The organism is Arthrobacter sp. zg-Y1116 (genome assembly GCF_024385485.1).
GTDB lineage: Bacteria > Actinomycetota > Actinomycetes > Actinomycetales > Micrococcaceae > Arthrobacter_B.
Genome location: NZ_JANFLR010000002.1, coordinates 637,989 through 653,319, shown reverse-complemented (window position 1 = coordinate 653,319; position 15,331 = coordinate 637,989). Strand labels below are relative to the sequence as shown.

The 15,331-nt window shown below is 65.2% G+C and carries 15 protein-coding genes; 7 read left to right on the top strand and 8 right to left on the bottom strand.

Features of this window, described 5'->3' with window-relative positions:
* Positions 1–21: 21 nt before the first annotated feature.
* The 4 genes from NNX34_RS09755 to NNX34_RS09740 form a co-directional block, all read right to left on the bottom strand.
* Positions 22–171, bottom strand: a complete 150-nt coding sequence (locus NNX34_RS09755) for a hypothetical protein (protein WP_255766309.1) — start codon at positions 169–171, stop codon at positions 22–24.
* Between the two features lie 230 nt (positions 172–401).
* Positions 402–896: an Hsp20/alpha crystallin family protein gene (locus NNX34_RS09750; protein ID WP_255766308.1), complete on the bottom strand. Its 495-nt coding sequence runs from the start codon at positions 894–896 to the stop codon at positions 402–404.
* 151 nt (positions 897–1,047) lie between these two features.
* Complete coding sequence (locus NNX34_RS09745; protein ID WP_255766307.1) at positions 1,048–1,785, bottom strand: MBL fold metallo-hydrolase; 738 nt, start codon at positions 1,783–1,785, stop codon at positions 1,048–1,050.
* A gap of 140 nt (positions 1,786–1,925) precedes the next feature.
* Positions 1,926–3,539: an HNH endonuclease signature motif containing protein gene (locus NNX34_RS09740; RefSeq protein WP_255766306.1), complete on the bottom strand. Its 1,614-nt coding sequence runs from the start codon at positions 3,537–3,539 to the stop codon at positions 1,926–1,928.
* 227 nt (positions 3,540–3,766) lie between these two features.
* Between NNX34_RS09740 and NNX34_RS09735 the strand changes: the two genes are divergently transcribed.
* Both NNX34_RS09735 and NNX34_RS09730 read left to right on the top strand, forming a co-directional pair.
* Entirely contained in the window at positions 3,767–4,201 is a 435-nt protein-coding gene (locus NNX34_RS09735; RefSeq protein ID WP_227921403.1) for a MarR family winged helix-turn-helix transcriptional regulator, read from the top strand.
* A 36-nt stretch (positions 4,202–4,237) separates the two neighbouring features.
* Positions 4,238–5,251: an NADP-dependent oxidoreductase gene (locus tag NNX34_RS09730; protein ID WP_255766305.1), complete on the top strand. Its 1,014-nt coding sequence runs from the start codon at positions 4,238–4,240 to the stop codon at positions 5,249–5,251.
* Between the two features lie 3 nt (positions 5,252–5,254).
* On the opposite strand, the gene NNX34_RS09725 is transcribed toward NNX34_RS09730, so the two are convergent.
* From NNX34_RS09725 to NNX34_RS09715, 3 genes are read right to left on the bottom strand one after another with little or no spacing between them, the layout of a single operon-like run.
* A complete protein-coding gene (locus NNX34_RS09725; protein WP_255766594.1) occupies positions 5,255–6,343 on the bottom strand; it encodes a glycosyltransferase family 1 protein in 1,089 nt (362 codons plus the stop codon).
* A gap of 2 nt (positions 6,344–6,345) precedes the next feature.
* Positions 6,346–7,275 carry an alpha/beta fold hydrolase gene (locus tag NNX34_RS09720; protein ID WP_255766304.1) on the bottom strand — a complete coding sequence of 310 codons (930 nt, stop codon included), beginning with the start codon at positions 7,273–7,275 and terminating at the stop codon, positions 6,346–6,348.
* On the bottom strand, positions 7,276–8,112 hold the full coding sequence (locus tag NNX34_RS09715) for an aldo/keto reductase (protein WP_255766303.1): 837 nt from the start codon (positions 8,110–8,112) through the stop codon (positions 7,276–7,278).
* A 197-nt stretch (positions 8,113–8,309) separates the two neighbouring features.
* Between NNX34_RS09715 and NNX34_RS09710 the strand changes: the two genes are divergently transcribed.
* The 5 genes from NNX34_RS09710 to NNX34_RS09690 all read left to right on the top strand — a co-directional run bounded on the left by NNX34_RS09710 (position 8,310) and on the right by NNX34_RS09690 (position 14,037).
* Entirely contained in the window at positions 8,310–9,053 is a 744-nt protein-coding gene (locus tag NNX34_RS09710) for an MIP/aquaporin family protein (RefSeq protein WP_255766302.1), read from the top strand.
* Positions 9,054–9,116: 63 nt separating this feature from the next.
* Positions 9,117–10,640 carry a glycerol kinase GlpK gene (gene glpK / locus NNX34_RS09705; protein ID WP_255766301.1) on the top strand — a complete coding sequence of 508 codons (1,524 nt, stop codon included), beginning with the start codon at positions 9,117–9,119 and terminating at the stop codon, positions 10,638–10,640.
* A gap of 141 nt (positions 10,641–10,781) precedes the next feature.
* Positions 10,782–12,131, top strand: a complete 1,350-nt coding sequence (locus NNX34_RS09700; RefSeq protein WP_370647252.1) for a flavin-containing monooxygenase — start codon at positions 10,782–10,784, stop codon at positions 12,129–12,131.
* Positions 12,131–13,069: a bile acid:sodium symporter family protein gene (locus NNX34_RS09695; RefSeq protein WP_255766299.1), complete on the top strand. Its 939-nt coding sequence runs from the start codon at positions 12,131–12,133 to the stop codon at positions 13,067–13,069. Before NNX34_RS09700 ends, NNX34_RS09695 begins: the two co-directional genes overlap by 1 nt.
* Positions 13,066–14,037, top strand: coding sequence for an SDR family oxidoreductase (locus NNX34_RS09690; RefSeq protein ID WP_255766298.1), 972 nt, complete (start codon positions 13,066–13,068; stop codon positions 14,035–14,037). Before NNX34_RS09695 ends, NNX34_RS09690 begins: the two co-directional genes overlap by 4 nt.
* Here the strand turns inward: NNX34_RS09690 and NNX34_RS09685 are convergent.
* The gene (locus tag NNX34_RS09685; protein ID WP_255766297.1) at positions 14,028–15,068 is read right to left on the bottom strand and encodes a sigma-70 family RNA polymerase sigma factor; all 1,041 of its coding nucleotides are present in this window, start codon (positions 15,066–15,068) and stop codon (positions 14,028–14,030) included. The genes NNX34_RS09690 and NNX34_RS09685 overlap by 10 nt on opposite strands.
* Between the last annotated feature and the right edge of the window lie 263 nt (positions 15,069–15,331).

Below are 15,331 nucleotides of genomic sequence, written 5' to 3'. Positions count from 1 at the left end.
TCGTGTTCCTGCAGCTGGTGCTTACAGCAACTCGAAAAGCACGGCGCAGGCGCCAAGCAGGGAAAGCAAAGCCAGTTGGGCCGCGCCGCCCAACCGGGACAACCGCCCCAACAGTCCACGGGGTACTCCGTGGATCATCCAGTACCGATGATTGACAGTGGGCAGCTTCACTGCTGCGTCCCCTTTCCCAGCCCCCGGGCCTGGCGGCTGCAGCTGTGTGTGCCCACCCACTTGCCCGGGCCGATCCGTTTCAAGGCGTACATTTCCCAGTATCCCGCCCCGCGGAAAGCAGAATTGACCGGAATCGGGGTGAAGTTTGCCACTGGGTGTGCCCCTGTGGCGGGTACAACGAAGGGCTCCGGATTTCCGGAGCCCTTCGTTGCAGAAAATGGAGTCAGGGATTAGGCCCCGACGGTTTCCCGGCTGGTACCTTCGACTGCGCTGTTTCCTTCGACTGCACCGTTTCCTTCGACGGTTTCGCCGTTGATAGCGGAAGCTTCCGTTGAGGTTTGGACGGCGATCTTGCGGGGCTTGGCCCGCTCAACCACCGGGATGATGACACTGAGGACACCGTTCTCGTACTGGGCCGAAATCTGTTCAGTGTCGATCCCCTGGCCGAGGTTGAGCTGGCGCAGGAAGGAACCGCTTTCCCGTTCGCGGGTGAGCCACTTGACCCCGTCCGTGTTCTGCAGCGTGCGCTGGGCCCGGATGGTCAGCAGCTGGCCGTCGACATCAATGTCGATGGATCCGGGATCGATCCCGGGGAGATCTGCTGCGAGGATGTACTGGTCGCCTTGCCGGTAGAGGTCCATGGGCATGCCGCGCAGGGTTCCTTCGCCACGCAGTGCCTGAGCCATGCGGTCCAGTTCCTGGAACGGATCAAACTTCATAGCCATGGTGGTACCAACTCCTTCAACATAATCGCTTTTTCAGCGGTGCCGAGATTCAGTTCCAAAGTTGAGTCAGTGACGCTCAACTTGCGAAAATGAGATTAGCACTCTCAAGGGGCGAGTGCCAACTACTTTTTCCGGTGTTGAATTTGTTCTCTTAGCGGTTGCCTCCGCGACCCGTTCGCACTGCTGCCAGGCGTGCCAGCTCCTGGACGTCGCCCGGGGTGCCGCGCCATGGAGCTCCATGTCCGGGGAGCACCCAGTTGGCCTCGATGCCGGCCAGCCGATTCAGGGAATGCAGGGCTAACGCAGGGTCATCAGTGAACGGTGCGGGCCGAATGCCCGTCCGCCCGGTCAGCACGTCGCGGGTGGTGAGTGCATCCCCGACAAAGACCGCATCCGCGGCCGGCACGTACACGGCAATGCTGCCCGGGGAGTGTCCAGGCAGGGCTATGACCTGCGGTTCACCCGGCAGCGGGAGAACGTCACCGTCCGCCACCTCGGAGACCTCGGTGAGGTACGTGGTTCGCCAACCCCGCTTGCGCACCGCGTAGGCGAAGAACCGGACCACGGGACCCGGCCGCATGGGGCCCATCGCAGGCTTTGGCTTCTTGCCGCCGCGAGCACGATCTGCATCCTCGGAGTGGACGAAGACAGGCACGTTCCGGGTCCGGCGCAGTCTTTCGGCAAAGCCGATGTGGTCACTGTCCCCGTGCGTCAGGACCACCCCGCGTATGTCGTCCAGGGTTCGGCCCATGGCCTTCAGTTCAGCGCGCAGATCCTTCCAATGCCCGGGGAGTCCGGTATCGATCACGGTAATCCCGTCCTCCGTGTCCACCAGATAAGCGGCCACAATGTCGTTGCCGATGCGGTGCAGGTGCGGTCCAAGCTTCACTGGTACTCCTTCTCATGGGCAGGCAGTTGGCCGATCCGTGCGTGCTGATTCGGCGGCACCAGCTGATGTGCTGCCATAAGCTGATTGGCCGCCACTATAGCCATGTGCTTCCAGCAGTGGCAGTCCTCCAGGGGCCGCCTTCAGGCTGCCCAAACAAAATCCGCTATGCATGCTTCAACGGGGGAGTGCAGGGAACGTTCTGGGGAACGCGCCGGGGGATGTTCCGGGGGATGTTCCGGGTGGTATGGCCGGTGCGCCGGCTGCGGCATTGTTCCGCGCGGTGTCGTCCCGGGCAGGGGCGGAGCGGTGGAACGATACGTGTGGCCGGTCGGCGTCGTCGTGTCCACCGTGTGTCCGGCGGGTGCCGTGTCTGCCGTGCCTGCCGTGTCCGCCGTGTCTCTGGTTCCGGTGGTGATGCCGGCTTCTGCTGCGGGCTCCGGACTGCTTATTCGGACTGGTTCTGCGGTCCACCCCGGCGCTTCCTTGGCATGGTTGCACGCCTCGCATAGCCCCTGCCCGTTGGCAGCATTTGTGGGTCCGCCGCGGTTGTGAGGGCGAATATGGTCCAGATGGCGGATTGGTGCTCCGCACCAGGGCATTCGGCAGGTGGTGTCCCGGGCCGCGATGAATCGTGCCAGCGATTTGGGAAACAGCCGTGCCCGGGAGTCCATTGCCACCAGTTCTCCCGTATCGGGAGCCGCGTAGAGCCTCCGGATCCAGCGTTCCGCATGCTTGTCGGGCCCGCCCACGTCCGGGTCCTTGGTCCGGCCCCGGTTGCTCCGGGCCAGGCTGCTCCGGCGTCGAACCAGATCCCGAGCCCATTGCGCCGGAACCGGGCCATACCCGGGCACTAGCACCGGTTCGGAATTGCCTGCCAGCAAAGTCCGGTCCGTCATTACCAGCTGGATCTCCACCTTCAACGAGCCGGCATCTCCCTGCCCGGTGACCCGTTCCACCAGGGTGTCGGCCATGATCTGGCCCCGCCCCCTTGCGTCGCCGGCGGCGCGTAGCCGGTCGGCCTCGCGTGAAAGGGCTGCGTATACGCCCACCCCCTGCGCGACGGGCAGTAACCCGGTCAGGTATGTCATGGTGTCCGGCGCCGGACGGCAGGAAACAAACCGTTCGGATGTTGCTTTCGCGGCACGGTTCACTGCCGCCCGTGGGTCCAACCGGTATGCGGCAGCCTTGGCACGGGCGATGATCTGCCGGTCACCCAGGGACTCCAAGAGACCGGTATCACCTGCCACTTCTTCATCCACCAGCCTGCGGTCCTGAAGGGAGAGGCAAGCTGTCTCACGCACCAGGAGGGTGGCCCGCCATTCGCTGATCTGCCCCAGGGACAAGGCCCGCATCGTGTACGGCATCTCCGAGGTAAGGACTTTTGCAAGACCGAGCAGCCGTCCGCCCTTGTTGGCGGATTCCCGCCGGGCCAGAGCGATCTGTGAAGCTACCCCTCGCCCAAGATCTTCCTTCCGAAGTCCGGCCTGTTCCTGCTTGCGCCGCTGCGAGGCATCGAATGCCGCTGAGATCCGTGCCTGCGCGGCGGCAGCTGCACCCTTCAGTTCCTCCAGTGCGCGGAGTTGGTCGATCAGTTCCGCATCCGAGACGATTTCCGAAACTGAACCCTCCGGCGTGTGGCCGGAGGTGGGCCCGGAATCTGCGGCCAAGTACTCCACCCAGGCGTCGAACACTGCGGATTGGACCTCCAGCGGCCCCCTCCGATGGTGATCAGCCGACGGCGAGTATTCGAACATGTGTTCGAGTCTAGCGTTCGTTCGGACTGGCTAAAAGGGCAAACCTACGCGTCGTAATACCTGTTTTTTGATCGGACACTGTGCGTTTGGCCTCGCGGGAACCGCGCCGAATTGCCGGGGCAGATGGCGCTTCGGGGCGCGCTGCGCCAGTAGGCGCGCTGGGGTAATCGTTGCCCGTGCCGGCAAAACAGGTTGTGCACAATTGAATTGTGCCCTACGGTGGGTCCATGAACGAATCCCTACAGCGGCAGGTGTGCTTCTCGCTGTACTCCGCCTCCCGGGCGGCCACGGCCCTCTATCGTCCGATGCTTGAAGAGATGGGGCTGACCTACCCGCAGTACCTGGTGATGTCCCTGCTCTGGGAGAAGGACGCCCAAAGCGTCCGGGACCTGGGGGAGGCACTGGACCTGGATTCCGGCACGCTTTCACCGCTGCTCAAGCGGCTGGAGGCAGCGGACCTGGTCCAGCGCCGTCGCGCCGTCGAGGACGAAAGGCGCGTCCGTATCCACCTCACGGATGCCGGCCGCGCGCTCGAACATGACGCGAGGAACCTGCCGGACCGGCTCGCAGCCTCCGCCGGACTGGCACCGCAGGACCTGGAAAGCCTGCAGGACACCCTCGCCAAGGTCACTGCCGCGCTGCGGCAGGCCGTGGCGAAGTAAATACCGACCATCAACCCCGACAGTAAGGTTCATTCCATGAGCAGTTACCCCGAAACCGGCCGCGAAATCCAGCTTGCTTCCCGCCCCGAAGGGTGGCCGACGGAGCAGAACTTCCGCCTGGCGGAGGTGCCGGTACCCGAGCTGCAGGAGGGCCAGGTCCTGGTCCGCAACCTGCACATGTCCGTTGACCCGTACATGCGCGGCCGGATGAATGACGCCAAGTCCTATGTTCCGCCGTTCCAGCTTGACGCTCCGCTGGAGGGCGGCGCCGTCGGTGAAGTCGTGGAGTCACGCTCACCGGACCACAAGCCGGGGGACAAGGTACTGCACGGCCTCGGCTGGCGCGACTACGCCGTCCTTGACGGGCGCCGTGCCCGCATCATCGATACGGAGGCCGCTCCGGCCAGCGCGTACCTCGGGGTGCTGGGCATGACCGGCCAGACGGCCTATGCCGGCCTGACCAAGGTGGCGGAGTTCAAGGAAGGCGACGTTGTCTTCGTTTCGGGTGCCGCGGGCGCCGTGGGTTCGCTGGTCGGGCAGATCGCCAAGGCCATGGGTGCCAAGAAGGTCATCGGCAGTGCCGGTTCCGCCGAAAAGGTCCAGCGGCTGCTGGACCTGGGCTTCGACGAGGCGTTCAACTACCACGACGGTCCGGTGAAGGATTCGCTGAAGAAGGCCGCCGGTGCCGACGGCATTGACGTCTACTTCGACAACGTGGGCGGCGAGCACCTCGAAGCGGCCCTTTCGGTAATGAACAAGTTCGGCCGGATCGCCATGTGCGGTGCCATCTCGCAGTACAACGATGCACCCGTCGGCCCGCGGAACCTGGCCATTGCCATCGGCAAGGAAATCACCCTCCGGGGCTTCCTCGTGGGCAGCTACAACCAGTACGCCGACGAGTTTGCCTCCCTGATGACCAGCTGGCTGCAGGAAGGCCTGGTCCGTTACGACGAGACGTTTGTGGACGGGCTCGAAAACTCCCCGCAGGCCTTCATTGACCTGATGAAGGGCGCCAATAAGGGCAAGATGATCGTTAACCTGGGCAAGTAAGGATCAACGACGACGGCGGCGGCCGGGGAACAGGCGGACAGCCTCCCCGGCCGCATCCATGAGCTGGTCGGCAGAGGCAGCCCAGCTGTAGTCGGCGGCCCGCTGCACGCCGGCGTGGGACGCCTTCTGCCAGCGCCCCGGTTCGCCCAGCTGCCGGACGGCGTCCGCGAAGGCCGACGGATCCTCCGGATCCACCAGCAGCGCCGCACCCCCGGAGACCTCGCGGAAAATCGGAATGTCGCTGGCGACCACCGGGGTGCCCACGGCCATTGCCTCAATCACCGGAAGCCCGTAGCCCTCGGCTTGTGACAGGGTCACCAAGGCCGTGGTGCGGCGCAGCAGGCCGTCATACTCCTCATCGGTCACGCCGTTGTGGAACGTTACGCGCGCACCGGCGGGAATCAGCGCTTCAAGCTCGCTTCGCCGCGCATCGGAAATCCGGCTCAGCAGGTGCAGCGTGTAATCCGGCAGGTATTCCATGCCGCGGATGATGGTCTCCACGTTCTTGTACGGCATGAAGGACCCCATATACAGCAGCGACGCCTCGGCTCCCGCGTCGTCCCGCGGTACGGCACCCTCCTGGGGTGCGTTGGCCACTATCCGGACGGGCCGTTTGGTCAACCGGTGGCGGGACATCAGCTCCCGCGTCGTCCCGCTGATGGTGGCAACGACGTCGGCCCTGTCCAGCAGCAGCCGCTGCGGCCAGTAGGCCAGGTGGTAAAGCCGCCACAGCCAGCGCACCGCCGCCGGAAGGAACGACGGCGGCGTCGGGTTCGAGTAATAGATCAGGTCATGCAGGGTCAGGATCAGCGGATACTTCCGGCCCCAGCTGCCCATGGTCTGCATCGGGCAGAAAACCGCGTCGGCACCGAGCCGGTTGATCCGGAAAGCCACAAACAGCTCGGCGGGGGAAAGCGGGCTGTTGATCTTCACCCACGGCAGGTCCGGGAGCAGTCCCAGCTGGCGTTCGTCCGAAATCAGCATCACGACGTCGGCCTGCCTGGCCACCGCCTCGATCAGGCTCGCGCCGTAGCGGCTGATGCCGTCATGGTGGTCGGTGCGGGTAAACCGGGCGTCTACGGCCAGGCGCATCCTCATATATGCCTCCGGGACAGGAAGTCCTCGATCGTATCGGCTGCCTCAGCCGGCTTTTCGTAATGCACCAGATGGCCCACGCCGGGCAGTATCTGCAGTTCGGCGTCGGGAATCAGCTCGGCAAGCAGGCGCTGCCCCCGCACCGATCCGAGGTCGTCCTGTTCCGCGGCGATGAGCAGCACGGGCATGGAAAGCTGCCCGGCGACGTCGCGCACCGTGGCCGAAATGGAGGCCCGGAAGGCATCGAGGACCACCCGGCGGTTGGCGAAGGCACTGAAGTACGCATCGTGCTGGGCATGGATCCAGCGGCGCAGGCCCGGATCCTTTGTCTTTGCCATCAGCATGCTCATGCCCCGGACAATCAGCGGGCTGCGGAGCAGCGCCATGCCGGGTTTTTCCGGCAGTGCGGCCGCCAGCCGGTAGTAAAGTTCAGCCGCCTTGCTGGTGATCCCCTTGGGACCCTCCAGCGCAGGCTCGCAGATGGGGTTCACGAGCACCAGCTCACTGATCAGTTCCGGTGACTGAGCCGCAAGGTGCGCGGCAATAATGGAGCCGAAGGAATGGCCGAGCAGGACCGTGTCCGGGCCCAAGCCCAGGTCCGCCAGTGCCTCGCGGACAAATGCGGTGTAGGCGGGGACATCGTGCGTAGAGGGAAGGGCGGCACCGGCGCCGAAGCCGGGAAGGTCGGGCACCAGGACGCGGTGGCGGGGGAGCGCTTCGACAATCCGCAGCAGTCCATGGTGGTCGCCGCGGAAGCCGTGGACCATGAAGATCGGCGGCAGGCCCGCGTCGTCCTCCGTGACCGGCGCGAAGTCCCGGCAGACCTGCTCGGTGCCGTCCACCGAAAAGGACCGCACGGCGGCCTTGCGCAGGAAAGGCGCAGGGGCGCCCGACGGCGTCGACGCACTCCGCGCTGCAGTGCCGGACATTCAGTTCACCTCGTCGGGATGCGATCCGGACCGCTGGCCCCGGTCCAGTCCGTTCAATGCCGTCCGGTGATCGGCGGTCAGCTCGAAGGAGTACAGGTCCAGGTTTCCGGCAATCCGCTCCGGACTGCTGGCCTTGGGAATAACGATGTTGCCGAGGTCCAGGTGCCAGCGGAGGATCACCTGCGCGGGGGAGCGGCCGAGCTCGGCCGCAATCCGCACAACTACCGGGTCCGCGAGGACTGCACCGCGGCCCAGCGGGCTCCACGCGGCCGTGCGGATTCCGAGCCGCTGGTGCAGCTGCCGCAGTTCCTCCTGCGCCAGCCAGGGGTGCAGTTCAATCTGGTTTACCGCCGGGACAATTCCGGTCGCGTCCAGCAGCTGCTGCAGATGGCCGGGCTGGAAATTTGAGACGCCGATGGCACGGACCCGGCCCGCGGCGTAGAGCTCCTCCAACGCCCGGTACGTGTCGACGAACTGTCCCCGCTGCGGGCACGGCCAGTGGATGAGGTACAGATCCAAGTAGTCCAGGCCCAGCCGGGAGAGGGACGCGTCAAAGGCACGCAGAGTGGAGTCGTAGCCCTGGTCTGTGTTCCAGACCTTCGAGGTGACGAAGATGTCGCTGCGGTCGACGCCGCTCGCGCGGGTGAAGGTGTTCACGGCCTCGCCCACCCCGGCTTCATTGCCGTAGAGGGCGGCAGTGTCGAGGTGCCGGTAGCCCGCCCCGAGTGCCTCCAGGCAGAGCCGGGCGGCGTCGTCGGCCGGGATCTTGTAGGTACCGAAGCCGACCTGATCCATCAGGACGCCGTTATTGAGCGGAATTCGAGCTGCAGGCTGCATATGACGACTTTACCGAGGTGCGGGCACCGTACCGAATCGCGCGCTGACTACCTGTTTTGCCGCGGGAAGATTGGCGTGGCGCCAAAGAGGTCGGCTAAGGTAATGGCGCTTCTTGCAAAAGATTGATTGCATAGAAACCAACAGTCCGCCCTCCCACTTGGGTCGTGGACAGATACGAATGATCGGAGGAGTCGATGGTGACTCTCGGAGAAGTTTTCATCAGTGAGCTGGCGGGCACCGCCATCCTCATTATTCTGGGCTGCGGCGTTGTGGCCAACGTCGCGCTGGCGAAAACGAAGGGTGCCGGCGGCGGGTTCCTGATGGTCAACTGGGGGTGGGCCATCGGTGTGTTTGCCGGCGTGTACGCGGCCGCTATTTCCGGCGCGCACATCAACCCCGCCGTCACGGTAGGTCTCTGGGCAGCCGGCAACGAGGAGTTTGCGCCGGGCGTCGAGGTTTCCTTCGGTGCGGCCATGGTCTACTTCGCAGGGCAGATGGCCGGTGCCATCATTGGTGCCTTCGTGGCGTGGCTCGCCTACAAGAAGCAGTTCGACGACGAGCCCGACGCCGCCAACATCCTGGGTGTCTTCTCCACAGGTCCGGCTATCCGGTCCTACGGATGGAACGTTGTGACTGAGGTTGTAGGTACCTTCGTCCTCGTCTTCACGATCGTTGCCTTCGCGGGAACGCCCACGGAACTCGGCCCGCTGGCTGTGGCCCTCGTGGTGCTCGGCATCGGTGCCTCCCTCGGCGGCCCCACCGGCTACGCCATCAACCCGGCCCGTGACCTTGGCCCGCGCATCGTGCACGCCCTGCTGCCCATCCCGGGCAAGGGCAGCAGCGACTGGGGCTACGCCTGGGTGCCCGTCGTCGGCCCGCTGATCGGCGGCGCCCTGGGCGGCCTTCTGGGCGCCCAGATTCCCCTCCCGCTTCCGGTATAAGCGGACCGGCCGGCCGTATGGTCCGGCCACCCCCAAAGACCCCCACCGCAAGGAGCAGAAACAATGCCTGACAATCCCAGGTACATCATCGCCATCGACCAAGGCACCACCAGCAGCCGGGCAATCGTCTTCGGCCACGATGGAAACATCATTTCCACCGGGCAGAAGGAACATGAGCAGATCTTCCCGCACGCCGGCTGGGTGGAGCACGATCCGATGGAGATCTGGACGAACGTCCGCGAAGTTGTCGGCAGTGCCCTGTCCAAAGCCAACCTGACCCGGCACGACATTGCCGCCGTCGGTATCACCAACCAGCGTGAAACGGCAGTGGTCTGGGACCGCAACACGGGCGAACCCGTCTACAACGCCATTGTCTGGCAGGACACCCGTACACAGCCCATCGTCAACGAGCTGGCGGAAAACGGCGGCCTGGACCGTTTCAAGGACACTGTCGGCCTGCCGCTGGCAACGTACTTCTCGGGTACGAAGATCAAGTGGATCCTGGACAACGTTGAGGGGGCACGCGAACGGGCAGAGGCGGGGGACCTCATGTTCGGCAACACGGACTCCTGGATTGTCTGGAACCTCACCGGCGGGACGGACGGCGGCGTACACATCACTGATGTGACCAACGCTTCCCGCACCCTGTTCATGAACCTTGAGACACTCACCTGGGATGAGGAGATCCTCAAGGAGTTCGGCATTCCGCGGTCGATGCTGCCGGAAATCAAGTCCTCCTCCGAGGTCTACGGCATGGTCGCGGGCTCGCAGCTGCTCCGCGAAACCCCGGTGGCCGGCATCCTCGGCGACCAGCAGGCCGCAACGTTCGGGCAGGCCGCGTTCGAGAAGGGCGACGCCAAGAACACCTACGGAACCGGCTGCTTCCTGATCTTCAACACCGGTGAGGAGATTGTCCGTTCCGAGAACGGCCTCATCACCACCGTTGCCTACCAGCTCGGCGACGCCAAGCCGGTCTACGCCCTCGAGGGTTCCATCGCCGTCACCGGCTCCCTGGTGCAGTGGCTCCGCGACAACCTGGGCATCATTAACAGTGCCCCGGAAATCGAAGAGCTTGCCCGCAAGGTGGAGGACAACGGCGGCGTGTACATCGTGCCGGCGTTCTCCGGACTGTTCGCACCTTACTGGCGTGCGGATGCCCGCGGTGCGATGGTGGGCCTGACCCGCTACGTGAACAAGAACCACATTGCCCGGGCAGCACTGGAAGCGACCGCGTTCCAGACCCGGGAAGTACTCGACGCCGTGAACGCCGACTCCGGTGTTCCGCTGACGGAGCTGCGGGTCGACGGCGGCATGGTTGCCAATGACGCGCTCATGCAGTTCCAGGCCGATATCCTCGGCGTGGACGTGGTCCGGCCCAAGGTCATCGAGACCACGGCGCTGGGCGCCGCGTACGCCGCAGGCCTGGCCGTCGGGTTCTGGAACGACACCGACGAGCTCGAGCAGAACTGGGCTGAAGGCAAGCGCTGGACCCCGCAGATGGATGACGCCGAACGTCAGCGCCAGATGCGGCTTTGGAAGAAAGCAGTCACCAAGACCTTCGATTGGGTCGACGACGACGTTGAGTAATCCGTACGCAGAGTGAAAAGGCCCCGGCAGCCAGGCTGCCGGGGCCTTTCGCATCTCTTCACACGGAGCCGGTTTGACCGGCACATCCACCCTTGGGTAGCGTTCGGGCAGCATCTACAGTGATGCAGGTCACAGAAGCAGGTGGAAGTGTCTCCCGCAGCAAACGCCGTACGATCGGAACTGCCAGTCGCCGTCATAGGCTCCGGACCCAGCGGCCTTGCCGCCATGCGTGCCTTGTCTGGCCAGGGGCTGGACTTTGTCGGCTTTGAACAGCACACGGACGTGGGCGGGCTCTGGAACATCGAGAATCCAGCCAGCACGGTTTACGAATCGGCGCACCTGATCTCCTCGAAATCCACCACCCAGTTTTCCGAGTTCCCCATGCCCCGGGACGCTCCCGACTATCCCGGGCACCGCCACCTGCACGCCTATTTCCGCTCCTATGCGGACCACTTCGGTTTGCGCCGTTTCATCCGGTTTGGTGTATCGGTCACCGCAGCGGAGCCGACCGACGACGGCGCCTGGACGGTTTCGTGGGAAAGCACCGACGGGCACGGAAGCGGCCGTTTCAGTGCTGTCATCGTCGCGTCCGGCACCCTGCACACGCCGGCAATGCCGGCCCTGCCCGGCCGGTTTGCCGGTGAGGTCCGCCATTCCGCCTCCTACAAAGATGCCCGGGAGTTCGCCGGGAAACGGGTACTGATTGTCGGTGCGGGCAACAGCGGCTGCGACATTGCGGTGGACGCCGTCCACCACGCCGCCGCCGTCGACATCAGCGTCCGGCGCGGCTACTACTTCATTCCCAAGTACGTCTTCGGCCGGCCAACCGACACCCTGAACCAGGGCAAGCCGCTGCCCCGGCCGCTGAAGCAGTTCTTCGACAAGCGGCTCCTGCGCATGTTCACCGGAGACCCGCACCGCTTCGGCTTCCCGAAGCCTGACTACCGCATCTACGAATCCCATCCCGTGGTGAACTCCCTGATCCTGCACCATCTGGGGCACGGGGACCTGCAGGTCAAAGGCGACATCGACCGGCTGGACGGGCAGACCGTGTACTTCCGGGACGGCAGCACGGGGGAGTATGACCTGCTCCTGCTCGCCACCGGGTATGCCCTGGACTATCCGTTCCTGGACCCGGCGCTGCTCGGCTGGGACGGCCCGTCGCCGTCGTTGTACCTGAACATCTTCAGCCGCCAGGCGGAGAACCTGCTGGTCATCGGCATGGTGGAAGCTTCCGGACTGGGCTGGGAGGGAAGGTTCCGGCAGGCCGAACTGGCAGCCGCCTACCTTGCAGGCCAAAAACACACCCCGGAGGCCGCAGAGGAGTTCCGGCAGCTGCTGGCGGGGGAGTCCCCGGATGTCACCGGCGGCTACCGGTATCTGGGCCTGGACCGGATGAGCTACTACGTGAACAAGGACGCCTACCGCGCCGAACTCGACGCACACCTGGACCTGCTTGCCGCTGCCGCTAGTGAAAAGGTGAACCACTGATGCCCATCGACGACGTCGTCCTGAACTTCACGCCGGCCTCCCTGCTGATCCTGAACGTGGTGCTGGCGATCATCATTCTCGGCATCGCCCTCGAGGTGCGTCCGGCGGACTTCCGGACCGTGGCGCGCAGCCCGAAGGCCGTGCTGCTGGGAATCTGCGCCCAGTACCTGGTGCTTCCCGCGGTGACGGTAGGGCTGGCGCTCCTGCTGCAGGTCCCGGCATCCATCGCCCTGGGCATGATCCTCGTTGCCTGCTGTCCGCCCGGCGGCATTTCGAATGTGCTCACCCACCGGGCGCACGGCAATGTTGCCCTGTCCGCTTCCATGACCGCCGTCTCGAATCTGGTGGCTATCGCCGTGATGCCGCTGAACGTGGCACTGTGGGCGCGGCTGAATCCGGCCACCGCCGGGCTGATGCGGGACTTCTCCCTGGACCGCTGGGAAATGCTGGTCCAGGTCCTGCTTATCATCGGCGTGCCCTTTGCTGTGGGCATGCCCCTCGCCCGGCGCTTCCCCGCGGTGACCGACATCCTGCGGCCCTGGGTGCAGCGGATCGGCCTGCTGGCCCTGCTCGTTTTCATTGTTGCCGGGACGGCCAGCAACCTTGGGCCGCTCCGCGAGCATTTAGGCACCATCTTCCTGGTCGTGCTGCTGCATGATGCCGTGGCGCTGGCCGTCGGATACTGGACGGCGGCGGCGGTGCGGCTGGACGAACCCAGCCGGCGGGCCTTCACCTTCGAAGTGGGTGCCCGCAATACCGGACTCGGACTTGGCCTGACGCTGACCTTCTTTGCCGGGCTGGGCGGGATGGCGATGGTGGCCGCCTGGTGGGGCATCTGGGACATCCTGGCCGGGCTGCTGCTGGCCGCCTGGTGGCGGCGGCGGGATGCGCGCCGCAGTACCGCAGCCAAGCCGGAGCCGCGGGAGACAGCACGATGACCCGAGTCTGCGTCACCGGCGGCAACGGCTTCCTGGGCAGCGCGGTGACCGCCGGCCTGGCGGACCATCCCGAAATCTCCTATGTCCTCAGCCTCGACATCCGGGAACCGGCGGAGGAACGCCGGCTCGCCGGGGTCGAGTACGCCCTCGCGGATGTATGTTCCCCGGACGTGGCGCGGCTGCTGCAGTCCCACCGGATCGACACCGTGGTCCATCTGGCCGCCATCGTGAATCCGGGCAAACACACCACCCGGGAACAGGAATTCCAAGTGGACGTGGTGGGTTCACGAAACGTACTGGCGGCCTGCATTTCCGCCGGCGTGAAGCACGTGGTCATTTCCTCGTCCGGCGCCGCCTACGGATACCACCCGGACAACGCCCCGTGGCTGACGGAATCCGATCCGCTGCGCGGCAATGACGAGTTTGCCTATTCCCGGCATAAACGGCTGGTCGAGGAGGAACTGGCCCGCGTCCGCGAAGAGCATCCCGAACTGCAGCAGACCATCTTCCGGATCGGCACCATCCTCGGCGAGCGGGTCCGCAACCAGATCACCGCCCTTTTCGACGCACCGAAGCTGCTTCGGGTAGCCGGCAGCGAATCCCCGTTCGTGTTCATCTGGGATGAAGACGTGGCCGGCATCATGGTGCAGGCCGTCGTCACGGGACGCAGCGGCATTTTCAACGTGGCCGGAGACGGTGCCCTGACCGTCCGCGACATCGCCGGGCTGCTGGGACGCGGCACCGTCACCGTTCCGGCGCCGGTCCTGGCCGCCGCGCTCTGGCTGGGGCACCTGCTGCGGCTGACCGTGCACGGGCCGGAGCAGGTGAGGTTCCTGCGTTACCGTCCGGTGCTGGACAACACCGCCCTGAAGCAGGAGTTCGGGTTTACTCCCACGCGGACGAGCAGGGAAGCATTCCTCGCGTTCCGGGCCGCCCGGGACGCCGCCCGGGACCTGCGTCAGAAGTAGGAAACCCCGTTCGTCTTGAACGGCAACCCCAGACCGCCGGCCACCTCGGACAGGACTTCCGGGCAGAAGAAGTACCACCGGAGTTCGGCTATCACCGGTTCCCCGTGGGCACAGCTGAGGCGAAGGACATCGGCCACAACCTCGGGAGTTTCCGGCGCATCCTTAGGGCGTTCCCACAGGAGGATCAGGTCCTCGCCGTCATAGCGGTGCACGCTGGCCCGGTAGAGCTCTGCGGCGTCCGGCCCGAAAGTGTGGGTCATGGAGCCGGTGCGGATCTCCTCGTGTCCGGTTTCGCTGACGTTGCCGATCACCTCCGTGCGTCCGCCGGCCAGGAACAGGCTGACCATGGCATCAATGTCGTAGGAGTTGAAAGCATCGGCGAGGCGGCGCAGCAACTCGGGGTGCCCCTCCGGCCGGGGTGGGCGGGCCTGTGTTGAACCGGTCCCGTCGCCGGCGGCAGCGCCGTCGTCGGCGGGAACAGGTCCTCCATCCCGGGCTGTTGCCAGCGTGCCCCGGCCGCGGTGAAGCGCGGACTTTACCGCCCCGGCGGTGGTGTCCAGCATTTGCGCGATCTCGGCCAGGGAGTAGTGAAACACGTCCTTGAGGACCACGCAGGCTCGTTCCCGGGGAGGCAGGACCAGCAGCAAATGCCCCAGCGCCGACTCCACCTCCAGGGATGTCAGGGGATCCGCGCCGTCGTCGGGCCGGTCCGCGCCCGGTTCGCTGAAGTCCTGCACCGTTACCCGGCCGCTGCGGCGCAGGGTATCCAGCCAGGTGTTCGTGGCGATCCGGATCAGCCAGGCCTGCACGTTGCTGATGGGTTCATGCCGTTGGGAGGCATCGGAAAGGGCCTTCACCAGGGTTTCCTGCAACAGGTCCTCGGCATCCCAGACAGTGCCGGTCAATCTGCGGCAATAACCGTAAACGGCCGGGCGCACAGGCTCGAGTGCTACCAGGAAGTTCCTTCGGGCCTGCCGGAGTTCTCCGGCCTGGACGTATATCGGTTCCGGCTTTGTTGCTGCTGCTGACATTCCTGGCTCCATCCCGTTCGGCCGCCCCGGCGGCTCCTGCGACAACAATGGCATTTTTGCTTTTGTCTTACCGGGTAGACGCACGGGATGGGGCAAAAGATACGCAGGGGTCCATCCTCCCTGCGGCTCACCCCAATGCACTGGCTCCGGGGGCCGTGTGCTGTTGTAAAGTGGAGAAATGATCGCAGTACTCCTCCTTAGCTAGCCGCGCACCGTCCGTGCGCGGCCGCCCCTTGCTTGTCGAGGGGCTTTTGTGTGTCTGG